The organism is Jannaschia seosinensis (assembly GCF_001408515.1).
GTDB lineage: Bacteria > Pseudomonadota > Alphaproteobacteria > Rhodobacterales > Rhodobacteraceae > Jannaschia > Jannaschia seosinensis.
Genome location: NZ_CYPR01000242.1, coordinates 1 through 22715 on the forward strand (window position 1 = coordinate 1; position 22715 = coordinate 22715).

23 protein-coding genes and 1 pseudogene are annotated in these 22715 nt (G+C 61.3%); 10 read left to right on the forward strand and 14 right to left on the reverse strand.

The annotated features are described in order from the left end of the window. Positions 1–100 precede the first annotated feature (100 nt). The 4 genes from tnpA (at position 101) to cysE (ending at position 3857) form a co-directional block, all read left to right on the forward strand. Positions 101–478: an IS66-like element accessory protein TnpA gene (tnpA, locus tag JSE7799_RS18410; RefSeq protein WP_055664779.1), complete on the forward strand. Its 378-nt coding sequence runs from the start codon at positions 101–103 to the stop codon at positions 476–478. Next, positions 475–822: an IS66 family insertion sequence element accessory protein TnpB gene (gene tnpB / locus JSE7799_RS18415; RefSeq protein WP_055664778.1), complete on the forward strand. Its 348-nt coding sequence runs from the start codon at positions 475–477 to the stop codon at positions 820–822. The genes tnpA and tnpB overlap by 4 nt, the downstream gene beginning before the upstream one ends. A gap of 62 nt (positions 823–884) precedes the next feature. Continuing rightward, positions 885–2525, forward strand: a complete 1641-nt coding sequence (tnpC, locus tag JSE7799_RS18420; RefSeq protein WP_055664782.1) for an IS66 family transposase — start codon at positions 885–887, stop codon at positions 2523–2525. A gap of 507 nt (positions 2526–3032) precedes the next feature. Continuing rightward, the gene (cysE, locus tag JSE7799_RS20195; RefSeq protein ID WP_083480681.1) at positions 3033–3857 is read left to right on the forward strand and encodes a serine O-acetyltransferase; all 825 of its coding nucleotides are present in this window, start codon (positions 3033–3035) and stop codon (positions 3855–3857) included. Positions 3858–3872: 15 nt separating this feature from the next. Here cysE and JSE7799_RS18425 read toward each other — a convergent pair whose 3' ends face one another. The 8 genes from JSE7799_RS18425 to JSE7799_RS21185 form a co-directional block, all read right to left on the reverse strand. Next, positions 3873–5237: a pyruvate dehydrogenase complex dihydrolipoamide acetyltransferase gene (locus tag JSE7799_RS18425; RefSeq protein WP_055664921.1), complete on the reverse strand. Its 1365-nt coding sequence runs from the start codon at positions 5235–5237 to the stop codon at positions 3873–3875. Between the two features lie 248 nt (positions 5238–5485). Next, positions 5486–6874 (reverse strand): pyruvate dehydrogenase complex E1 component subunit beta, encoded by a 1389-nt coding sequence (locus JSE7799_RS18430; RefSeq protein WP_055664922.1) that lies wholly within the window; start codon positions 6872–6874, stop codon positions 5486–5488. Then, positions 6874–7893: a pyruvate dehydrogenase (acetyl-transferring) E1 component subunit alpha gene (gene pdhA, locus JSE7799_RS18435; RefSeq protein WP_055664923.1), complete on the reverse strand. Its 1020-nt coding sequence runs from the start codon at positions 7891–7893 to the stop codon at positions 6874–6876. Before pdhA ends, JSE7799_RS18430 begins: the two co-directional genes overlap by 1 nt. A 103-nt stretch (positions 7894–7996) precedes the next feature. Further along, complete coding sequence (locus tag JSE7799_RS18440) at positions 7997–8296, reverse strand: FtsB family cell division protein (protein WP_055664924.1); 300 nt, start codon at positions 8294–8296, stop codon at positions 7997–7999. 181 nt (positions 8297–8477) lie between these two features. Continuing rightward, complete coding sequence (locus tag JSE7799_RS18445; protein WP_055664925.1) at positions 8478–9368, reverse strand: fructose bisphosphate aldolase; 891 nt, start codon at positions 9366–9368, stop codon at positions 8478–8480. Between the two features lie 80 nt (positions 9369–9448). Next, entirely contained in the window at positions 9449–10627 is a 1179-nt protein-coding gene (locus JSE7799_RS18450; protein WP_055664926.1) for a phosphoglycerate kinase, read from the reverse strand. A gap of 58 nt (positions 10628–10685) precedes the next feature. Then, a complete protein-coding gene (gap, locus tag JSE7799_RS18455) occupies positions 10686–11696 on the reverse strand; it encodes a type I glyceraldehyde-3-phosphate dehydrogenase (protein ID WP_055664927.1) in 1011 nt (336 codons plus the stop codon). A 107-nt stretch (positions 11697–11803) separates the two neighbouring features. Further along, on the reverse strand, positions 11804–11956 hold the full coding sequence (locus JSE7799_RS21185) for a hypothetical protein (protein WP_186202008.1): 153 nt from the start codon (positions 11954–11956) through the stop codon (positions 11804–11806). Between the two features lie 92 nt (positions 11957–12048). On the opposite strand from JSE7799_RS21185, the gene JSE7799_RS18460 reads away from it, so the two are divergent. Continuing rightward, positions 12049–13011 (forward strand): DUF808 domain-containing protein, encoded by a 963-nt coding sequence (locus JSE7799_RS18460; protein WP_055664928.1) that lies wholly within the window; start codon positions 12049–12051, stop codon positions 13009–13011. Between the two features lie 49 nt (positions 13012–13060). Here JSE7799_RS18460 and tkt read toward each other — a convergent pair whose 3' ends face one another. Beyond that, positions 13061–15103 carry a transketolase gene (tkt, locus tag JSE7799_RS18465; RefSeq protein ID WP_055664929.1) on the reverse strand — a complete coding sequence of 681 codons (2043 nt, stop codon included), beginning with the start codon at positions 15101–15103 and terminating at the stop codon, positions 13061–13063. A 133-nt stretch (positions 15104–15236) separates the two neighbouring features. On the opposite strand from tkt, the gene JSE7799_RS18470 reads away from it, so the two are divergent. Continuing rightward, on the forward strand, positions 15237–15653 hold the full coding sequence (locus JSE7799_RS18470) for a hypothetical protein (RefSeq protein ID WP_055664930.1): 417 nt from the start codon (positions 15237–15239) through the stop codon (positions 15651–15653). Further along, a complete protein-coding gene (locus JSE7799_RS18475) occupies positions 15646–16035 on the forward strand; it encodes a cell division protein ZapA (RefSeq protein WP_055664931.1) in 390 nt (129 codons plus the stop codon). Before JSE7799_RS18470 ends, JSE7799_RS18475 begins: the two co-directional genes overlap by 8 nt. An 84-nt stretch (positions 16036–16119) precedes the next feature. Here the strand turns inward: JSE7799_RS18475 and JSE7799_RS18480 are convergent, their stop codons facing one another. Next, positions 16120–16779, reverse strand: a complete 660-nt coding sequence (locus JSE7799_RS18480; RefSeq protein ID WP_055664932.1) for an SDR family oxidoreductase — start codon at positions 16777–16779, stop codon at positions 16120–16122. A 108-nt stretch (positions 16780–16887) separates the two neighbouring features. Here JSE7799_RS18480 and JSE7799_RS18485 point away from each other — a divergent pair, with 108 nt between their 5' ends. From JSE7799_RS18485 to JSE7799_RS18495, 3 genes and pseudogenes are all read left to right on the forward strand, one after another. Next, complete coding sequence (locus JSE7799_RS18485; protein WP_245624937.1) at positions 16888–17475, forward strand: biotin transporter BioY; 588 nt, start codon at positions 16888–16890, stop codon at positions 17473–17475. 384 nt (positions 17476–17859) lie between these two features. Beyond that, positions 17860–18570 (forward strand): IS6 family transposase, encoded by a 711-nt coding sequence (locus JSE7799_RS18490; protein ID WP_055664934.1) that lies wholly within the window; start codon positions 17860–17862, stop codon positions 18568–18570. Between the two features lie 47 nt (positions 18571–18617). Further along, positions 18618–18977, forward strand: a pseudogene (locus JSE7799_RS18495) (transposase); the annotation flags it as partial. A 28-nt stretch (positions 18978–19005) separates the two neighbouring features. On the opposite strand, the gene JSE7799_RS20750 reads toward JSE7799_RS18495, so the two are convergent. From JSE7799_RS20750 to JSE7799_RS22375, 4 genes are all read right to left on the reverse strand, one after another. Continuing rightward, positions 19006–20043 carry a phosphotransferase gene (locus JSE7799_RS20750; RefSeq protein ID WP_144431810.1) on the reverse strand — a complete coding sequence of 346 codons (1038 nt, stop codon included), beginning with the start codon at positions 20041–20043 and terminating at the stop codon, positions 19006–19008. 52 nt (positions 20044–20095) lie between these two features. Further along, positions 20096–21268, reverse strand: coding sequence for a glycosyltransferase (locus JSE7799_RS18500; protein ID WP_055664935.1), 1173 nt, complete (start codon positions 21266–21268; stop codon positions 20096–20098). Positions 21269–21774: 506 nt separating this feature from the next. Beyond that, positions 21775–22485: an IS6 family transposase gene (locus JSE7799_RS18505; protein ID WP_055662202.1), complete on the reverse strand. Its 711-nt coding sequence runs from the start codon at positions 22483–22485 to the stop codon at positions 21775–21777. 31 nt (positions 22486–22516) lie between these two features. Further along, a complete protein-coding gene (locus tag JSE7799_RS22375) occupies positions 22517–22675 on the reverse strand; it encodes a transposase (RefSeq protein ID WP_083480682.1) in 159 nt (52 codons plus the stop codon). Positions 22676–22715: the final 40 nt, after the last annotated feature.

Sequence of the window (22715 nt, forward strand, 5' to 3'; positions counted from 1 at the left end):
GTAACCGCCCGGTTGGGGCCGCCTTCTTGAGCTGATCGGCAGATCTTAATCAACGTCGCTATTGGCGTCGTTACCGACGTCGTCTGTGGCGGAGGTTGGGATGCGGCACGAGATCGTCCTGGGTGCGGAGCGTCGGCGGCGCTGGTCGGATGAAGCGAAGCTCGAGATCCTGGGAGAAGTCGGCGTTGACGGATGGACGGTGTCCGACGTTGCGCGACACCACGACCTGACCCGTCAGCATGTCTACCAGTGGCGGCGCGAACTGAGACGGAAGGGGCTGTGGCCGGATCCAGGTGGCGCGACCTTTCTGCCCGTGGAGATGGCTGCGGTCCCAGAAGAGACTGTGCGTGTTGAGGCAGGCGCGGCCCGGCGGGCGGAAATCGCGGTGATCCTGCGGAACGGCCGCGAGTTGCGCTGCGAGCCCGGGATCGAGGAGGCGATGCTGACGCGTCTGATCCGAGCGGTTGAGACAGCATGATCGGCCCGGGAACCGGAGTGCGGGTGTACCTGGCCTGTGGCGTCACGGACATGAGGAAGGGCATCGCCGGATTGGCCATGCTGGCGCAGGATGTCCTGCGGCAGAAACCGTCAGGCGGCGCCGTCTTCGCCTTTCGTGGACGTCGCGGTGATCGCATCAAGCTGTTGTACTGGGACGGCCAAGGCTTCTGCCTGTATTACAAGGTTCTGGAGCGTGGCCGCTTCCCTTGGCCCTCTGCGGCCGACGGCACTGCACGACTTACCGCAGCGCAGTTGGCCATGCTCTGGGAAGGCATCGACTGGCGACGACCGAACTGGGGCGCACCACCGGCCCGCGTCGGTTGATATACTGCTCTGGAAGCCCTTGTTTTTATGGCGTTCGGTGGCATGGGCTGCTATGAATGCGCATGTCGCAAGCGCCCGCAGATCTCCCGAACGACCCTGCCATTTTGAAGGCGATGATCGCCGCGTTGCAGGCTGATAACGCGAAGATGTCCGCAACCCTGCGCGCCCACGACCTGCTTGTGCAGGCGTTGCGCGTCAGGATCGCCAAGCTGAAGAAACAGAAGTTCGGCGCCAGCTCCGAGAAGATCGAGCGCGAGATCGAACAACTCGAACTGGCACTCGAAGACCTGATGATCGCCAAGGCCGAGGCGAACGACGCGCCGCCTGAGGAAGACGAGGCCCTGGAGCATGGCCCGCTGCCGGATCAAGAGATCGAAGCCGCGCCGGAGAAGAAGCAGCGCCGCCGCCCCCGCGTCTCGGAGGACACGCCGCGCGAGCGCCGAGAACTCGATCCCGGAGACGCCTGTCCCGATTGTGGCGGCGACCTGCGTGTGGTCGGCGAGGACGTCAGCGAGTTGCTCGACATGATCGCGGCCCAGATCAAGGTGATCGAGATCGCCAGGGTGAAGAAGTCCTGCCGCCGCTGCGAGCGCATGGTGCAGGAACCCGCCCCCAGCCGACCGATCCCGCGCAGCATGGCAGGGCCCAGCCTGCTGGCCTTCATCCTCGTCTCCAAGTTCGACGACCACATCCCGCTCTATCGCCTGAACGAGATCTTTGCCCGGATGGGCGCCGACGTTCCGGATTCCACGATGGTCGATTGGTGCGGCGGTGCGATGAAGGCCCTGAGCCCGCTCATCGAAAAGATCGAGGCCGACGTGATGTCGAGTTCGATCCTGCACGCCGATGATACGCCCATCCGTGTGCTCGACCGGTCCCGCAAGGACAAGGGCCTTGGAAAGGGTGTGAAGCAGGGCCGGATCTGGGCCTATGTCCGGGATCAGAGGCCATGGTCAGGTGCGGCGCCCCCGGGCGTCGTCTACTACTTCTCACCGGATCGGAAGGGTGAGCATCCACGTGGCCATCTCGCGAAGTCGGGCGGCATTCTGCAGGCCGATGCCTATGCGGGCTTCAAAGAGCTGTATGAGACGCGCGCGGACGACACGCAGCAGTTCCGCGAGGCCGCCTGCTGGGCACACCTGCGGCGCGACTTCCATGACGTGTGGACGTCCGACAAGTCCCAGATTGCCCGTGAGGCTCTCGACCGTATCGGCAAGCTCTACGACATCGAGCGTGAGATCGCCGGGCAGCCTGCCGAGGTACGGCTTGCCGCTCGCGAGAAGTACAGCGCTGACAAGATCGCCGCCTTCAAGGTCTGGGCCGAGCAGCAGCTATCCCGGATCCCGGGCAAGAGTGATCTCGCCAAGGCCTTCCGTTACGCTCTCAACCGCTGGACCTCCTTCACCCTCTTCCTCGAGGACGGCCGCGTTGCCATCGACAACAATGCCGCCGAGCGCGCCATGCGCCCAGTGGGTGTTGGAAGGAAGAACTGGCTATTTGCCGGATCGGACACGGGTGGCGAAACCATGGCGCGGGCGATGACGCTCATAGAGAGCGCGAAGATGAACGGCCTCGATCCCCAAGCCTACCTCGCCGACATCCTCGACCGCATCCACGATCACAAGAACAACCGCCTCGTCGAGTTGCTGCCCTGGAACTGGACGCCAAAAGCCGCCGGAACCACGCAGAGCGAAGCTGCCTGAAATTACAAGGCGGTCAGAACCGGGCGCTTACGAGCGAACTTATCGGTTTGGTCCAGCGACCCTGCCACTTGACAACGAAGCATATAGCGAGCGTGTTTTTACCGCCACAGCGGACGGTCTCCGCCCTTGGCGTCCCGCGCACCTCCGCGCTCGAAAGACCTCTGACGGACTAACTATCGAGTGGGTGCGGCGAGCTCGTCACAACAGCGCCCTCTGGCATGAAGTTGATGTTCCGCTCGGAGAAGATCGCGAGCAGTATCTTGTTCGACTCAATGGAACAGGTGACAGTACGCTTGCTGAGTGGGTTGTTTCAGAACCACACATCGTCCTAAGTGGTGAGAGATTCGAGCGACTTAAGACGCGAGCAGAAAGCGTCACTGTAGCGCAGATGTCAAGCCAAGTAGGGCCGGGAGAATTTGCCGTCTTACAAATTTGATGGGGTCATGTTGGTCTTCGCTTCGGATCTGCACTAGTTCTCAGTAAACGAAGCGAAGACGAGACTATGCAATGTCAGATGTGCCTTCAAAAGCCGAAGTTTTGGCTGTCGATCCAGTCTGGAGCAGGATCCATGAGGAGGCGGAAGACGTGCTTGCGCACGAACCTGCCATGGGCTGTGTTTTACACTCATCGGTTTTTCAAGTGGGTAGTCTTAAAGATGCGCTTGCCTATCGGTTTGCACACAAACTAACAACTTCCGAGGTGTCGGAGCAGGCGTTAAAGGAACTTGCCGGGTTTGCGTACGCGGACGATCCTGATCTCGAGTTCGCAGCACGTGCGGATATGGTGGCGACCTTAGAGCGTGACCCTGCTTGTGATACGTTGCTGCAGCCACTTCTTTATTTCAAAGGCTTTCAGGCTGTTCAGGCGTATCGCATCGCGCATTGGCTGTGGATGAAGGGTCGTCGGCACTTAGCGTACTTCATTCAAGCGCGGATAAGCGAACTGTTTGGGGTTGATATCCATCCTGGCGCCAGCGTCGGCAAGGGGATCATGATTGATCACGCGCATTCCATCGTCATTGGTGAAACCGCCGTCGTCGGCGATAACGTTTCTCTTTTACACTCAGTGACACTTGGTGGAACAGGAAAACAACACGATGATCGGCATCCGAAAATCGGGGACGGAGTCCTGATCGGAGCGGGAGCGAAGGTTCTCGGTAATGTAACGATCGGCCACTGTTCGCGCGTTGCTGCTGGATCGGTCGTTTTGACGGATGTACCGTCAAATAAGACGGTTGCTGGTGTGCCAGCACGGATCGTTGGAGAAGCGGGCTGTGCGCAGCCATCTTCCACCATGAACCAACTCCTTTCAGCGAGCGGGGCGAATGAATGAATTTCGCCTCACTATCTACGCAAGCATAGTGATTGGATTTTCTAAATTGTCCGCTAGTGCTTTTAGGAACTGCGCTCCGAGCGCCCCGTCGATCACACGGTGATCGACACTCAATGTCACAGACATCACTGTGGCTGCAGTTATCTCGCCTTCCAAACCAATAATAGGTTTTTTGATGCCTGCACCGACCGCCAATATGGAGCCGTGAGGTGGGTTGATTACTGCGTCAAAATTGTCGATACCGAACATTCCAAGATTTGAAATTGCGAAACTGCCGCCCTGATATTCATGCGGGGCGAGCTTTCGATCGCGCGCGCGACTGGCGAGATCTTTCATTTCCATTGAAAGCGCAGAGAGTGATTTAAGGTGGGCATTTTTAAGGACTGGTGTAAATAGACCACCTTCAATCGCGACTGCTACGGCCACATCTGACGGCGTCAGCCTGAGGATCCGATCATTCGCCCAGACGGCGTTTGCGTCGGGAACCTGCTGAAGTGCGTTCGCGCCGGACTTAATGATGAAATCATTAACTGACAGCTTTACCCCACGGCTTTCGAGCTGCTTGTTTAATTCCCCGCGGAACTTCAGAAGTGCATCGAGCCTGATGTCTCGGCGCAAGTAGAAGTGAGGAATTGTCTGCTTTGCTTCAGTTAAGCGTGCCGCAATTGTCTTGCGCATCCCGTCGAGCTTGACCTCGTCAAAGTCCCGACCCTCATACATACTCCGTACCTGATCGGCGCTCAATCCGGAGGGCATGGCGGGCTTTTGACCTGCGGTTTCTGGTGCGACAGCACCGCTTCCAATGTCAGCGGAGGAAGCTGTTTGTTCGGAGCGTGGCTCATACGCCTCTACATCGGCCTTGGTTATCCGACCACGGGGGCCTGAACCTCGGACTTCAAACAGATCGATATCGCGCTCGTTGGCAATCCGCCGTGCGACTGGTGTCACGAAAATCCGCCTGCTCTTAGCCGCACTTTCTGGTTCGTTTTGGGGCCTCTCTTCCTGCACAGGAACCGGATCTTTTGTTCCACCCTCTCGACCGTATCCCTTAGCAGGCTCGGTTGCATCGCTCGCCTCAGCCGGCGCGGCATGACTGGAGCCGTCAACGCTGGAGACCTTGGCGTCATCTACGCTTTCCCCTTCTTCGAGCAGGATTGCAATTGGCGAGTTGACCTTCACGCCTTCCGTGCCCTCAGAAATGAGTATCTTGCCAACGATGCCCTCGTCTACCGCCTCGAATTCCATTGTGGCTTTGTCAGTCTCAATCTCCGCAAGAAGGTCTCCAGACGCGACCGTGTCTCCCTCTTTCACTAGCCACTTGGCGAGCGTCCCTTCCTCCATAGTTGGGGATAGGGCGGGCATAAGGATCTCGATTGCCATTTCGATTGGTCTCCTGCAATTCCACTCCCGGATAAGCGATTACCGGTGGGATTCTGTTTGCGCTACTTTGGACTCTCAAACACGAAGTTCTTTAAGCCTTATACCAGCATGACGCTGCACTGACGGATCACGGAGGAAAGCCGAACTTGGGCACAACTCGATAGGTCCACTCGCGCCGACTTCTTTTATCAAGCTGACTGCCTTAAAATTCTCACCGAATTGACCTTCCCAAGCATTGGGATTTAGATTCAGCGATAAGTCACTTCATGCACTGCGTTCATGACCTCTTCAGTAGTCACCAAGGCCAACTTTTCCAAGTTTGCTGCGTAAGGCATTGGCACATCTTTCCCCGTGCATGTCACCACAGGTCCATCAAGATGATCAAAGGCGCGCTGCATGATGGTCGATGCCATGTGGTCCGAAAAGCTCGCAACGGGAAAGCCTTCTTCAACCAGGACGCACCGGTTCGTCTTCTGGACTGAAGCCAGAACCGTATCATAATCGACCGGTCGCAAGGTTCTAAGGTCGATAACTTCGGCCTCAATTCCTTCGGCTGCCAACTTCTCGGCTGCGTCCAGTGCGTAGGTCATTCCGATGCCCCAACTGACGATAGTCACGTCCGACCCCTCGCGCCAGATCCGGGCCTTGCCGAACGGCACGGTAAAATCATCAATCTTCGGAACGTCGAAGGATTTTCCGTAGAGAATTTCGTTTTCAAGGAAGATCACCGGGTTCGGGTCCCTGATCGCCGATTTAAGCAAGCCTTTCGCGTCGGAGGCCGAGTAGGGCATCACAACCTTTAGACCCGGGACCGAAGCGTACCAAGCCGCGTAATCCTGGCTATGCTGGGCAGCGACCCGAGCCGCAGCGCCGTTCGGCCCACGGAACACCATCGGGCATCCCATTTGCCCGCCGGACATATAAAGCGTCTTGGCCGCGGAATTGATTATCTGGTCAATCGCCTGCATGGCGAAGTTGAAGGTCATGAATTCCACGATGGGTTTCAGCCCGCCAAAGGCGGCGCCGACGCCGATGCCGGTGAACCCGTGCTCGGTAATCGGCGTGTCGACAACACGCTTGGCTCCGAACTCGTCGAGCAAACCTTGGCTGATCTTGTAGGCGCCCTGATATTCGGCGACTTCCTCACCCATGAGGAACACGGCCTCGTCGCGCCGCATCTCTTCGGCCATCGCGTCACGCAACGCTTCGCGAACCGTCTGCTTTACCAGTTCCGTCCCTTCGGGCCAGTCGGGCGAAGCTTTCGATTTTGGCGCTTCTACATCGGCCGGAGCGGCAGTCGCGGCAGGGGCAGGATCGGCGCGACCTTCCTCGCCACCCAACGGCTCCGGGATCGGGGTTTCGGAAGACGAGACCTCCACATCATCCGCAGATTCACCCTCGCCGAGCAGGAGGGCGATCGGCGCGTTGACCTTGACGCCTTCGGTGCCCTCTTCGACGAGGATCTTCCCAATTGTTCCCTCGTCCACAGCCTCGAATTCCATCGTGGCCTTGTCAGTCTCGATTTCCGCTAGAATATCTCCGGAGGACACTTCATCGCCCTCCTTCACGAGCCACTTGGCCAGCGTCCCTTCCTCCATGGTGGGGGACAGGGCGGGCATCAGGATTTCGGTCGCCATTACACCGCCTCCTGCGGGATCTCTTTCGCATAGATGTCGGTCCACAACTCGGCCACATCGGGTTCCGGGCTCTCCTTCGCGAACTCGGCGGCGGCGTTGACCACGTCCTTGATCTCCTTGTCCACGCTCTTGAGCTCCTCCTCCGAGGCGTGATCGCCCGTCAGGAGCATCTGGCGCACCATCTCGATGGCATCACGCTCCTCACGCATCTTCTGGACCTCGTCCCGGGTCCGGTATTTGGCCGGATCGGACATTGAATGCCCGCGATAGCGGTAGGTTTTGATCTCAAGAATATACGGCCCCTTGCCCGCGCGGCAGTAGGCCACCGCCTTTTCACCGGCGGCCCTGACGGCGAGCACGTCCATCCCGTCAACCTCCTCGCCCTCGATCCCGTACGCGGCGCCCCGCTCCCAATAGGAGGGCGATTTCGTCGACCGCTTCGTCGACGTCCCCATGGCGTACTGATTGTTCTCGATCACGAACACGACCGGCAGGTCCCAGAGCTCGGCCATGTTGTAGGCCTCGTAGACCTGACCTTGGTTCGCGGCCCCGTCGCCGAAATAGGTGAAGGTGACGTTGTCGTTGCCCTTGTACTTGTCGGCAAAGGCCAGACCCGCACCGATCGGAACCTGTGCGCCAACGATGCCATGCCCGCCGTAGAAATGCTTCTCCTTGGAGAACATGTGCATCGAGCCGCCCTTGCCTTTGGAGTAGCCTCCCTCCCGGCCGGTCAACTCTGCCATGACGCCGTTCGGGTCCATCCCACAGGCGAGCATATGGCCGTGGTCGCGATAGGACGTGACGCGCTTGTCGCCTTCCTTTGCCGCCGCCTCGAGCCCGACGACAACCGCCTCCTGGCCGATGTAAAGGTGGCAGAAGCCGCCGATCAGGCCCATGCCGTAAAGCTGTCCCGCCTTCTCCTCGAAGCGGCGGATCAACAACATATCACGGTAGTATTGTAGCAGTTCGTCCTTCGAGACGTTCGGATTCGACTTGGTCGCGGTCTTCCTCGTGGCCATCCGGGCGGCTCCTCGGTCACTTGATCGTTTAACGTTGAACTACCCTGCCATGCAATCCTGTCGAGGGGGAAAGGTCAACCGAGTGCGAACGAATTCGCGCGTGCTATTCGACGATGATCTCGTCGACCCGCGCCATGCCCAGAACAAGGCGCGCTCGTTCGTCGAGAAGGTCGAGGTCAAGATACTCATCCGACAGCCGGCGCGTACGGTCCCGCATCCGGGCCGCCTCATTCGCAAGAAAGGCCAATTCCGCCTGCAACGCCTCGCGCTCCGCCTCCAGTTCAACACGCCGGAACACGCCGTATTCGCCTTGGACGGCGGCAAAGACGAAATATCCTGCAAAACAGATCAAGGCGAAGGGAAGGGCGAGGCCGTAGCTGGCGCGGCGATTGCGGGAATTCATTTCGTGTCCTGCGTCAAGGCCCTCTTCCGGCGCGATGCTACCGCAATCCGCGCCGGCATTTCACCACATCAACTGGCATCCCACAAAAACTCGTCGAAAAACGGGCTTTCTGCGTCACACTCAACGGGTGCCGGAGCCCCCGGCGGAGCGCCACAATGCAGCGCCCCTCCGGACGGATTGCTCAACCGGCCACAGATGCCGCCCGGATGCTCTCGATCGTATCGGCCAGCTTTGCCTCGAACTCCGCGTCGTCCTGATCGGCCGACAGGCCTTCTGTCAGCGCGCGGCTGAAGCTCGCGATCATGCTGCCGTTGCGCGCAAGCCGCTCAGTCGCCTCGTCCTGTGAATAACCGCCCGATAACGCCACGACACGCATTACGCGCGGATGCTCGGCGAGCGGGCGATAGAAATCGTCCTCCTCCGGCAGCGTCAGCTTCAGCATGACCTCCGATCCGCCGGGCATGCGGTCCAGCGCATCGAGGATCGCCCTGCGCAGCATCTCCTCTGCCTCCGCCTTGTCGGAAATGGAAATCGTCACCTCCGGCTCCAAGATGGGCACCATGTCATGCGACAGGACCTGCGCCCCGACCTCGAACTGCTGCTTGACGGCAGATTCGATGCCCGCGGCGTTGGCGGCGTTGATGACGGACCGCTCCTTGGTGCCGAACACGCCTTTCTCGCGCGCACGCTCCAAGGTCGCATCAAGTCCTGCGATCGGCTTCATCAGCTGAACGCCATCCGTCTCGTCGGCCAGCCCCTTGTCGATCTTGAGGAAGGGAACCACGCCCTTCTTTTCCCAAAGGTACTGGGCCGCGGGAACACCTTCGAAGTCGCGATCCATCGTCTGCTCGAAGAGGATCGCGCCGATCACCTTGTCGCCGGTGAAGGAGGGGGCGCGCACGATCCGGGCGCGCATCTCGTGGATCAGGTCGAACATCTCCTCCTCGGAAGAATAGGCGTCCTCGGATACGCCATAGAGCCGCAGCGCCTTAGGCGTGGATCCGCCCGACTGGTCGAGCGCGGCAATGAAGCCCTGTCCGTCACGAATCTTCGCGGCCTTGTCCTGATCCATTCCCGTATCCTCCAACTTTCATCTGCGCCCTCAGGTAGAACGCACCGGATCCCCTGCCAACCCGTCGGTTGCGCTAACGCTTACGCCTCCAGCGCCGCCACACCCGGCAGGGTCTTGCCCTCCATCCATTCCAGGAACGCGCCCCCGGCGGTGGAGATATAGGTGAAGTCGTCGGCCACTCCGGCATGACGCAGGGCCGAAACGGTGTCGCCCCCACCCGCGACGGAGATCAGGTCACCCGCCGCCGTCCGCTTGGCGGCATGGCGCGCAGCGGCGGTCGTGGCGGCATCGAAGGGCGTCATCTCGAACGCGCCAAGCGGTCCGTTCCAGACCAGCGTCGCGCAACCGTCCAGCACCGTTTCGATATGCGCGACCGAGTCCGGACCCGCATCGAGAATCATCCAGCCCTCGGGCACGTCCTCGACCTTCAACGTTCGGGTAGGCGGATCGGCGCGGAACTCCTCGGCCACCACCACGTCGCGCGGCAGCAGGATCGCGCATCCCGCAGCCTCGGCCTTAGCGGCGATCTCGCGCGCCGTATCCAGCAGGTCATGCTCGCAAAGGGATTTCGCCACGTTGATTCCTTGGGCGGCGAGGAACGTGTTCGCCATGCCGCCGCCGATGATCAGGTGCTGCACCCGCTCCACGAGGTTGCCTAGCAGGTCGAGCTTCGTCGAAACCTTCGCCCCGCCCACCACGGCCGCGACCGGGGGCTTGGGCGAACCGAGCGCGGCCTCCAGCGCCTTCAACTCGGCCTCCATCGACCGCCCGGCACAGGCCGGCAGAAGCTTCGCCAAAGCATGCGTCGAGGCATGCGCCCGGTGCGCCGCGGAAAACGCGTCGTTGCAATAGATGTCGCCGACCGAAGCCAGCCGCTGCGCGAAGCCCGCATCGTCGGCCTCCTCGCCGGGATTGAAGCGCAGATTTTCGAACAGCAGGACATCGCCCGCAACCATCGCCGAGACCGCCTCGCCGTACTTTCCGTCCGCGAACCCAACCTCCACGCCGAGCACGTCCGACATGGCCGGAACGATCTGGCGCAGCGACATCTCGGGCACGACCTTTCCCTTCGGCCGGCCGAAATGTGCCAGCAAGACGACCTTCGCCCCCGCATCGCGGAGGTCGCGGATCGTCGGTGCGACCCGTTCGATCCGCGTCGTATCGGTCACGCGCCCGTCCTCGACCGGCACGTTCACGTCCACCCGGGTCAGAACGACCTTGCCGGCCAAATCCATGTCATCGAGAGTCTTGAAGGCCATCGCGTCTTTTACCCCAAATTGTGAAAAGGGGGCCCCGAAAGACCCCCGTTTTGTCAGTTCAGATCAGCTTGCCCATGGCGACGGCGGTATCCGCCATCCGGTTCGAGAAGCCCCACTCGTTGTCGTACCACGACAGGATTCGGCACAGCTTGCCGCCTTCCATCACCTTGGTCTGGTCCATGTGGAAGACCGAGGAATGGGGGTCGTGATTAAAGTCGCTGCTCACGAGCTTCTTGTCAGTATAGCCGAGGACGCCCTTCAGCGGCCCGTCGGCAGCTTCGCGGATCGCGGCGTTGATCTCCTCGACGCTGGTGTCGCGCGCGGCGGTAAAGGTCAGATCCACAACGGAAACGTTCGGCGTCGGAACACGGATCGCCACACCGTCGAGCTTGCCGTTCAGGTTCGGCAGCACGAGACCCACGGCCTTGGCGGCCCCGGTCGAGGTCGGGATCATCGAAAGCGCGGCGGCGCGGGAGCGGTAGAGATCCTTGTGCATCGTGTCGAGCGTCGGCTGGTCACCCGTGTAGGAGTGGATCGTCGTCATGAATCCACGCTCGATCCCGATCGCGGCGTCGAGCACATGCGCCACCGGCGCAAGGCAGTTCGTCGTGCACGACGCGTTCGACACGATAAGGTCTTCGGCCGTCAGGGAATCGTGGTTCACGCCGTAGACGATCGTCTTCTCGCCCTGCGTCGGGTTAGACAGCGGCGCCGACACGAGAACCCGCGAGGCGCCGTTTTCGAGATGCGCCTTCGCCTTCTCGGGCGAGGTGAAGATGCCGGTGCATTCCAGGACGATATCCACGTCGCCCCAGGGCAGGTCGGCCGGGTTGCGCTCCGCCGAGACCTTGATGCGGCCACGGCCCACGTCGATCCAGTCGTCGCCCGTTTTCACTTCGACCGGAAAGCGGCCGTGCACGCTGTCGTATTGCAGCAGGTGCGCATTGGTCTCGACCGGACCGAGATCGTTGATCGCAATGACTTCGATGTCGTTGCGCCCGCTTTCGATGATGCTGCGCAGCACGTTGCGACCAATGCGACCGAAGCCGTTGATTGCGACCTTGACCATGGGAGACCTCCGGATACGAAAATGTTTTCTGGGATGCGACATAGCGCGCATTTCCATGCCGCAAGGCGCTATCACGCCGCCATCGCGGGTGGCAACCGGACGCAGCGTCAGCGCAAGATCGCGATGCCCTCGATCAGGCCGATCACCCGCCGCCCGAGAAATGTTTCCGCCGCCTCCTCGTTCAGCAGCACATCGGCCGCGGACCCTGCCAGTAGGAGCAGGAGGATCAGGTCGGTCGCGGTCGCCGTACGCGGATCCACAAGCTTCCGCCTGTCTCGCGCAACCCCGCGCGTTGACCGCCCGGCCCGGAGGCTAGATCGTGGCGCATGCAAGCAGCGGAATCGGGCGGAACATGAGCGGACTTCTGGCACTACTCGACGACGTGGCGGCCATCGCCAAGGTCGCGTCGGCTTCGATCGACGATATCGCGGGGCAGGCGGCCAAGGCCGGAGCCAAGGCCGCGGGTGCGGTGATCGACGACGCGGCGGTGACGCCGAAATACGTACACGGTTTCCAGGCCGCGCGCGAATTGCCGATCGTGTGGAAGATCGCGCGCGCATCCGCGTTCAACAAGATCGTGATCCTCTTGCCGATCGCCATGCTGCTATCGGCCTTCGCGCCTTTCCTGATCCCGATCTTCCTGCTGCTGGGGGGGCTCTATCTCTGCTTTGAAGGGGCGGAGAAGGTCTATCATTGGCTGGTGCCGCACGACACGCTGTCGAAGATCGACCCGGTCACGACGCCTCTCGAAGCGACACACCTCGAGGAGAAGCGCGTCAAAGGCGCGATCAAGACCGACTTCATTCTCTCCGCCGAGATCATGACGATCGTGCTGTCCAACATCGACGCAGGCTCCCCCATCTGGATGGAGGCGGCGGTGCTGGGTTTGGCGGCGCTGGCGATCACGGCGGCCGTATACGGTGCGGTCGCGCTGATCGTGAAGGCCGACGATATGGGGCTCGCCTTGGCCGAGAATGCGCGGTTGGAGCCGACACGCAGGATCGGCCGTGCCATCGTGACGGGCATGCCCGGCTTTCTGAAGCTGCTGACGATCGTCGGAACGGCTGCGATGATCTGGGTCGGCGGGAACATCGTGGTTCATGCCGTGGGTGAAATGATCTGGCACGGGCCCTACGATCTGATCCACGATATCGCCATCGGCGCGGCCGCGCTCGCTCCGGCCGCGCATGGCTTCGTGGGATGGTTGGTAACGGCCGCACTGGACGGAATTTTGGGGCTGGCGATCGGCTTCGCGCTGATCCCCGTGGTCGGGGCCGTCAGCCATCTACGCGGCGGGCCTGCGGCGGAACACTGAGCCCGGATGGGGCAGGGGGCGCGGCGGTATTCCGCCGCGCCCCGAGGCGTCAAAGCATCTCGCGCGCCGCTTTGGCGACCGCATCGGCGGTGATGCCGAAATGCTTGTAGAGTTCCGGATAGGGCGCGGATGCTCCGAAATCGTTCATGCCGACAAAGGCGCCCTTGTCGCGCTTGCCCCGTTCGCCCACCAGCCAACGATCCCAGCCGAGCCGGGCTCCCGCCTCGACGGCCACGCGGACGGGCCCCGCAGGCAGCACCTTCTTGCGGTAACGCTCCTCCTGCGCCTCGAACAGCTCCCAGCAAGGCATGGAGACGACGCGCGTGCCGATCCCGTCGGCTTCCAGCTTCTCGCGGGCCTCCATGGCGATGGCGACCTCCGATCCGGTCGCCATGAGGATGACCATCCGCTTGCCGGTCGCCTCGGCGAGGATATAGGCGCCCTGCGCCACGAGGTTCTTGTTGGTGTGCTCCTTGCGCAGCGTCGGCAGGCCCTGACGCGTCAGCGACAGGATCGACGGCGTCCGCTCGGAAGTCAGCGCCAGCTCCCACGCCTCGGCCGTCTCGACCGTGTCGCAGGGCCGGAACACGTTTGTGTTGGGCGTCGCGCGGCACATGGCCAGATGTTCGACCGGCTGGTGCGTCGGCCCGTCCTCGCCCAGACCGATGGAATCGTGCGTCATCACATAGGTCACCGGCAGGCCCATCAGCGCCGACAGCCGCATCGCCGGGCGGGCATAGTCGGTGAAGCAGAAGAACGTGCCGCCATAGGCGCGCGCACCGCCATGCAGCGCCATGCCGTTGAGCGCGGCCGCCATGCCATGTTCCCGGATGCCGTAATGAATATAGCGGCCGTCACGGGTTTCCGGCGAAAAGATGCCCATGCCTTCGGTCAGCGTGTTGTTCGACCCGGTCAGGTCGGCCGATCCGCCGATCGTCTCGGCCATGATCGGGTTGACCACCTCCAGCACCATCTCGGAGGATTTGCGCGTGGCGGTCTTCGGCTGGCCCTCGGAGGTCTGGCGCTTGAGAGCCTTGATCGTCGCTGAAAGACGCTTGGGGGCCTCACCGGCAAGCTGGCGGTCAAATTCCGCCCGCTTGCCCGAGCCGAGGGCGTCGAGCCGCGCTTCCCATTCGGCACGCGCGTCGGCGCCGCGCCGGCCGATCTCCTCCCATTCCGCCTTCAGATCGGCGGGAATGTCGAAGGGCCCGTGCTCCCACCCGTAAGCGCGCTTGGTCGCGGCCACGAGATCCGGGTCCGTCAGCGCGCCATGCCCCTTGGCCGTGTCCTGCGCCGAGGAGCCGAGCGCAATATGCGTCTTGCAGGCGATCATGGTGGGCTTGCTGCCCTTCTTCGCCTCGGTCATCGCCGCATCGATCGCGTCGGGATCGTGGCCGTCCACCTCCAGCACGTCCCAGCCGGCGGCAAGGAATCGCTGCTGCTGGTCGGTGATGTCGGCGAGGCTGACCTTACCGTCGATCGTGATGCCGTTGTCATCGAACAGCACGATCAGCTTCGACAGTTCCAGCTTGCCCGCCAGCGCGATCGCCTCGTGGCTCACGCCTTCCATCAGGCAGCCGTCGCCCGCGATGACCCAAGTGTGGTGATCGACGATCTTGCGGCCGAAGCGGGCGCGCTGGATCTCCTCGGCGATGGCCATGCCGACGGCACTGGCAAGGCCTTGGCCCAGCGGGCCGGTCGTGATCTCGATCCCGGGGGCGTGGCCATACTCGGGGTGACCCGCGGTGATCGAGCCGAGCTGCCGGAAATCCTTGAGTTGCTGCAACGTCATCTCAGGGAAGCCGGTCAGGTGCAGGATCGAGTAAAGCAGCATCGAGCCGTGGCCCTGCGACAGGACGAAACGGTCGCGGTCGGGCCAGTTTGGACGGCTCGCGTCGAACCGCATATGCTTGCTCCACAGAACCGTCGCGACGTCGGCCATGCCCATCGGCATGCCCGAATGGCCCGAATTGGCGGCCGCCACCGCATCGAGGGTCAGCGTCCGGATACAGGCCGCGCGGCGCCAATGCTCCGGATGGGCCGCACGCAGCGCGTCGAGATCGGGGCCGGTATCCTGGGTCGCGTCGCTCATGTCACAATCTCCCTGCACGTTTGCGCCTTCGATAGCAGGACCGCGCCGAAGGGCAAGCGCGGCCGGTCGGGGCTTTGACACCGGCGGCGATTTACGATCCCTTGGCGCGACGTTTACGGGCACAGGGGCAGACATGGCCGAGACATCCGAGATCGACAGCCGCATCGCGCGCATCGAGGCGGCGCTGGCGGCCACGGCCGATGCGCTGGCCGCACAGGAGGCAGCGAATGACGCGATCCGTCGTGCCGCCGAACGGACGACCGACGAAGAGGGCAGGGCGCACGCGATGGAGGCGGAGCTTATGGAGGCCCGCCAGCGCATCGTGACGCTGGAGAGCGAAGCGCGCGATCGTGAGGAGACGCTGCGCCAGGCGGTGGAGCGGGCCAACGCCGCCGAGGCCGGCGCAGAAGCTGCCGGTGCCGACGGCGGGAGCGAGACGGACCTTCGGCGGGAGCTTGAGGAGATGCGCGCCGCCCGCGCCATGGACCTTGCCGAAATGAAGGCACTGCTCGCGGAACTGGAACCCATGCTGGAGACCCAACATGCCTGACATGACGATCGAGATCGGCGGCCGCCCCTTCAAGGTCGCCTGCCAGGAGGGGGAGGAAAGCTACCTCTCTGCCGCCGCAGAAGCGCTGGACCGCGAGGCACGCACGCTTGGCGGCAAGGATTCGCGCCTTCCGGCGGAACGGATGCTGCTGATGGCGGGGCTGATGCTGGCCGACAAGACGATTTCCGCCGAAGAGGAATTGCGTACGCTGGACCGTCGGCTGGCCCAGCAGACGCAGCTTCTCGACGAGATGCAGCGCCGCGACGCCAGTGCGAAGGAAACCGTGCCGGATGCCGCGATAGAGCGGCTCGATGCGCTGGCCGCGCGGGCGGAGGAGATGGCCGCGCGCGCACGGGAAATGGTCGAGCCGCAATCCGCCTGAACGACGGCCGGCAAGGAAACGATCGGATAGGAAAATTTTGTGCGGCGTACGAACATCGCCGCGCAACCGATTGATCCCGAAAGATCAGCCCAAGCCGATCTCATCCATCAGCCGCGCCGCCTCTGTCCGCGTTTCGGCAAGATCCTCGCGCCGCTCTCCGGGATGAAAGCGGGCACGGAGCGCGGTCGACATGGGGCGTGGGGTCAGCAAATGAACCTTGGTCGCGCCGGGCGTCGTGGCCTCCGCGCGCCAGGCTTCGACAATCGCTCGCTGCGCCGCTTTCGTCGCCATGTAGGCCGAGGCGAATTTCAGCGGGCGGTCATCATCGAAGAAGACCGCCTGTCCGCCGCCCGCGGCACTCAGAAGCGGCGTCACATACGGGATCAGCCGTTGCAGCGCGGTGACATTCGTGGCCACGGCCTTGGCGAAGTCCTTCTCGTCGGCCATCGTTGCAGGGCTGAGCGGCGGCGTCTGGATCGCCGTATGGACCCAGAGCGGCAGCGCGCCCCAGCGGTCGTGGATGCCCCGGCACAGATGCTGCATCGCGCCGGCATCGTTTATATCCATCGGCGCGAGCGTTGCCTGCCCGCCTGCCGCCTGGATGCGGTCGTCGAGTTCCTCCAGCGCGCCCTGAGTGCGGGCGACGGCAACGATGTGGTAGCCATGCGCGGCGAGGTGTTCCGCCACGGCGCTTCCGAGGCCGCGCGAGGCGCCGGTGACGAGGGCAAGCGGTCGATCTGTCATGCGCGCCCGGTCGCATGCGGCGCGCGCAGGTTCAAGCGTCCTCGTTGACATGGCCGGGCCCGGCGCGGAGAAAGAGCGGGAAATATGGCATCCCGACGGAGACGCATGATGACCCTTACGACAATGGCCCTCGGCCGCCCGACATTGCTCAAGCAGGCGGGCCTCGTGCTCGGCGGGACACTGGTTCTTGCCGCTGCCTCGCAGGTCTCGGTGCCGTTCTACCCCGTGCCCGTGACGCTGCAGACGCTCGCCGTGCTGCTTGTCGGCCTGACGCTCGGCGCGCGGCTCGGTGCGATTACCGTTCTCGCGTGGTTGGGAGAGGCGGCACTGGGCGCGCCGGTTCTGGCCAACTTCATGAACGGCGCCGCATTTGCCGGGCCGACGGCCGGTTTCCTGGTCGGGTTCGTGGGTATGGCATATCTCGCGGGCCTTGCAACGGACCGTGGCGTAACCGATCCGGTCCGGCTGTCGCTCGTGACGCTGGTCGCTTCAGCGTTGCTCTACGTACCGGGTCTGGCTTGGCCGCTCGGCGTGGCGCAGATTGCCGGCATTGAGGCGGGCTGGGCCATGCTTTCGCCTGAAGCGGTGTTCGGCGCCTTCATGCTGCCCTTCCTGCCGGGCGATGCGCTCAAGGCCGTGATTGCGGCGCTGATCGTATCGGGCGCGACCAAGGCGCTTTCTTCCAAGCGGATCTGAGTTCCGCCGACCACGAGCGGGGGAGGCTCAGAGGAGCGACGCCCCCGCTCGATGACGCGCAGGGGGGGCTTGGTTGGCCGCCATTGCGGAGAAGACATTGCATGGGTCGTTGTCACTAGGGGCTGTCCCTTTGGGGCGCGGTCTGGTTTCAGACCGGATTCGTAAGCGACTTGCGGGAAAGAGCGGCGTGGGGGAGTGTCCGAGCCGTGGGTTGGTGTTCCCGACCGCTTCTCGATTTGACACCAGAGCGGAAGTCAGTGAGCGAGGCAACGGAAGGCACGATATGGATCGGCCTATATGTCGCAACGCAAGCCCGCCACAGCGCAAGGGTTGCGAAGGCACTGTCAGGTTGATGGCGTCATGGAAGGCCGGTAGCTCGCTTGGATGCTGAACCTCAACGATCTCTCCCGCCTCAAGGGGTACCGCTTTCCGCGCACCGTCATCGGATACGCCGTCTGGGCGTACCACCGTTTCGCCCTGAGCCTGCGAGATGTCGAAGACCTTCTGGCCGAGCGGGGCGTCGCCGTTTCCTATGAGACGATACGGGTGTGGGTCGCGAAGTTCGGGACGCAGTTCGCCGCGAAGATCCGACGCGATCGGCCCTGGCCAGCCGACAAGTGGCATCTCGACGAGGTCGTACTCAAGATCAACGGCACGAAGCATTGGTTGTGGCGGGCAATCGACGCGAAAGGCGACGTCTTGGACATCCTCGTGCAGTCATGCCGCGACACCGCGGCCGCGAAGCAGTTCATGCGCAAGCTCTTCAAGAGATGGGGCCTGCCGCGGGTGATGGTGACCGACAAGCTCGGATCCTATGCGGCGGCCAAGGCGAAACTCGCACCCGGCGTAGAGCACCGTCGCCACAAGGGGATCAACAACGCGGCAGAAGCATCCCATCGGCATACCCGCCGACGAGAGAAGGTCATGGGCGGGTTCAAGTCACCGCGACAGGCCCAGAGGTTCTTATCGGCCCACGATCAGACCGACGCCATCTTCCGCCCACGCCGTCACCGCCTCTCCGCCCGTTCCTATCATCACGCAAGACAGGACGCGTTCGCCCTATGGGCAGACTACACGACCGAACTGTCCGCGTGAGCGGTCGCCGGCGACACTTTGCTGATCCACATAAAATAACCTGACAATCCCCCTGGGTGATTGACGGCGCCATGAACCGCGAGCTGTTCGAGCTCTACGTCGAGACCCAACTGGCCCCGACACTGCGACCAGGCGACGTGATCATTCTCGACAACCTGTCATCGCACAAGAGCCCCAAAGCAGCGGCGACCATGAAAGCCGTCGGTGCATGGTTCTTGTTCTTGCCTCCCTACAGCCCGGATCTGAACCCCATCGAGATGGCGTTCGCGAAGCTCAAGGCCCTGATCCGGAGAGCCGCCGCCCGCACCTATGAAGCTCTATGGCAAGCCGTCGGGAAGGTCTGCGATCTCTTCACCGAGGCGGAATGCTACAACTTCTTCAAGGCCGCTGGATATGAAACCGATTAGACGCAACACGCTCTAGAGCAGCATTATTTTAAGTTTCTACTTTTTGTAGGCGCGCCAAAATTCTGTCCCAGAGATGAAGGACAAAATTCTCGTCGGGCTGGCCATGTGTTTTTTTTGCCGCGCCCATACTGGAGAAGACCGCCATAAAGAAAAGTATCGATAGCTGGGTAGACCTGCAGTTAGGTGCCAATTCTTCTTCTACAAGAACTTCTAGTTCTGCGACGCTCGCTGGAGTTTGCGAGCATCGGAGCGCTGCACCGGAATCATAACCTGCTGGATAGTATCCGCAATGGTCGAAATCAATTAGCATGCCGCAGGTTCGAACATTTTCTGGAGATAGATCTCCGTGACTAAATTTCCGGGGCACCTCACCACGCTGCAGAAAATTCTCCGCTTTGAATATATCGCTTTGCTCACGTCCATTTTGGGAAATAATGGACAGAAGTTCATTCCTGTGCCTGAGATAAAAATGATCTCGCCAAAATTCATGTATTATTGGATCCGGTCCGGTCCATGATAATTCTCTTGTAGTGTCTTGCAGCGCTATTGCCACCGGTAGAATCGCGTCAGCTGATATTGGCTCGCTCAATTCCAGAAGCGGAAAATATAGTGCGGTTAGGCAATTTCCACGAACTTTTAACAGGATCGGTGGAGTCCGAATTTCTGCGCCAACTAGTGGCAAGACTTTGTCATGAAACCATTCCGTCTTGCGAAGTGAATCAGAACCGGAGAAATATATCTTCTCGAAGACAGGTTTTCCAGCAAGTTCGCCAGCGCGATATAGGTTAAGGTTATAATCTCCAAATCCCTCCCCGACAAAGTGTGGAGCGCCAAGTTTAGGTAACTGGAGCGTGGGATCCGCTTTCGACAAGAACTTCCCATACTCCTGTGCGCCCCTCGTCCGTTGCTGCGCCGCAAAAGACTTGAAACTGACCCATCTTTCGACGCCTCGTGTCGACGAGCGTGCGCTGATACGCCATCTCGCCATCTTATAGGCCTGCAGCGCGGCGTCTGGAATAATGGCCCGAAGAAGACCCTTTACGTTGCGACTATGCTTAGCAATCATCCAAGCCTACTCCAATGATCTTCAAGAATCGCGGCAGTCGCGTCACCCTTTGCTAAGCTATCCGGACAAGTGACTGCATATTCTCGATGCGAGACCGAAACTCGTTCTCGAACGAATGCCTAGCTGCGAAACTCCATGCAGCGTGACAAGACGCTGCGAGGCGCTGCCGGTCCTTTGCGGCGTCGTAAACGGCATCGGCAAGCGCATTGGTATTGCCCATCGGCCCGACCCAGCCTGCATCGGATTCTTGACACAGGGCCGACCACATACGATTCGCATATCCGATGACGGCCAAACCACATCCCATGCTTTCGATATAGGTGCAGGAGGGGTCTGATTGGCGGTGGCAGCTTAAGTAGACATCTGCATGTTGCCGTGCAAATGGTACGAGCCCACTTTCGAAGTCAACGGTGCCGTTTAGCCTCACCCTGTCTTGCAAGCCGTGTACGGCGATGCTCTTGCGGATCTCTTCTTCGAGACTTCCGGTTCCGAAAATGTCGAGCGTAAAATCGACACCCTTTGATTCAAGGCGCCGAGCGATAGGAATGAGATCCTGCGACCCCTTCAGGTGCTCAAGGCGACCGGAATGTACCAGTCTCAACGGCGCGCCGCTCAGCAGCCGTTGCTGGCGCACTGCCATCTCATTTTCAGTCGCAAGGAGATTCTTGCCAACTCGGTTGTCGAGATACATCATCGTATTGGCGTTCATCGGACTGTAAACGGAGAATGCAGGGTAGCCGTTTGCTTGGAGGCCGTCTGCCATCCGGAACGCACGTCGGCGGCGACGCTCCTGCTTCATGGTCCACAGAAGCGAGTAGAGCTTCCTTGGCAGGCTTCGCGAAGGGTCGAGGAAAATGATCTGACGTCTTGTCTTTGGGATGTACTCGATAATGAAGGCCAGCTTTTTTCCTGCGTTTCGGCATATGTCGGCCATATGCAGGTGTTCGTGGTTGTCGCCGCCACAGAGAATGATGTCCTGTCCGCTGAGTTCTTCGGTGCCGATGCTCTTGTTAGGAGGCAGAAACGTAACGTTGAACGGAAGCTGATCGGGTTCGTAGAGCTGGCCAAACGGGAACGTGTCATGACGTAGCTTGAGGATGCAACTAACGGGCCCGTCCCATAGGTCGTTGTAATAGCGCATACCTTCGACGAACTTGATGTCAAGAAAAGGCTTCTCATCCACAAGGGTTGCGGGGGCAGATGATATCACCAAGAGGCTGGCCATACGTTCCTCGCTATACTGTTGCGCTGCCCAAGCTAATATGGGGCGCTCGATGCTTCGCGCCTAAGCTCTTCGGCGCGAGATGACGAGCAGACAGTTCGACTTCTACCGCATCCAATTCGATCAGATGAACACCTCTGATATTTATGAATCTCGGAGGCGTTGATAGCGTGACCGCCCTCGACGACAGAAGTGCCAAGGTGGGTCTGTGGAAGCACGCACCTGAGAGGAGCTATTCATAAATCAACCTATCATCCTCGGGGAGCCTGCCTATGGGGCGGCATTAATTGACGATCTCGCGAATTACAATAAATTGCTGTTTACGCCCCTCTCCGAGGACACGCCGCGGATGATCTTCGACGGCTATGCTGCAGGCCTGCCGCTGATCGGCTTCGACATTCCCTATGTTCGCGAACGTGCCACGGAGGAGCATACCTGCGTCCCGTTGCCGTTCGAAGGGGATTGTCAGGTTATTTTATGTGGATCAGCAAAGTGTCGCCGGCGACCGCTCACGCGGACAGTTCGGTCGTGTAGTCTGCCCATAGGTCGAACGCGTCCTGTCTTGCGTGATGATAGGAACGGGCGGAGAGGCGGTGACGGCGTGGGCGGAAGATGGCGTCGGTCTGATCGTGGGCCGATAAGAACCTCTGGGCCTGTCGCGGTGACTTGAACCCGCCCATGACCTTCTCTCGTCGGCGGGTATGCCGATGGGATGCTTCTGCCGCGTTGTTGATCCCCTTGTGGCGACGGTGCTCTACGCCGGGTGCGAGTTTCGCCTTGGCTGCCGCATAGGATCCGAGCTTGTCGGTCACCATCACCCGCGGCAGGCCCCATCTCTTGAAGAGCTTGCGCATGAACTGCTTCGCGGCCGCGGTGTCGCGGCATGACTGCACGAGGATGTCCAAGACGTCGCCTTTCGCGTCGATTGCCCGCCACAACCAATGCTTTGTGCCGTTGATCTTGAGTACGACCTCGTCGAGATGCCACTTGTCGGCTGGCCAGGGCCGATCGCGTCGGATCTTCGCGGCGAACTGCGTCCCGAACTTCGCGACCCACACCCGTATCGTCTCATAGGAAACGGCGACGCCCCGCTCGGCCAGAAGGTCTTCGACATCTCGCAGGCTCAGGGCGAAACGGTGGTACGCCCAGACGGCGTATCCGATGACGGTGCGCGGAAAGCGGTACCCCTTGAGGCGGGAGAGATCGTCGAGGTTCAGCATCCAAGCGAGCTACCGGCCTTCCATGACGCCATCAACCTGACAGTGCCCGCTCGGCCACGGAGTTCACGGTCACGCCCGGCGCCAACGTCTCCGCGACAACCTGCGCCTTTACATCATCCGGCCACCGTCGATGCCCTGACGCATGGACCTCCACACCCAGCGATCTGAGAAACGAATTCGTAGCACACATTGCGAAACGCACTCCCCATCTTGAGATGGGTAGATCTCGC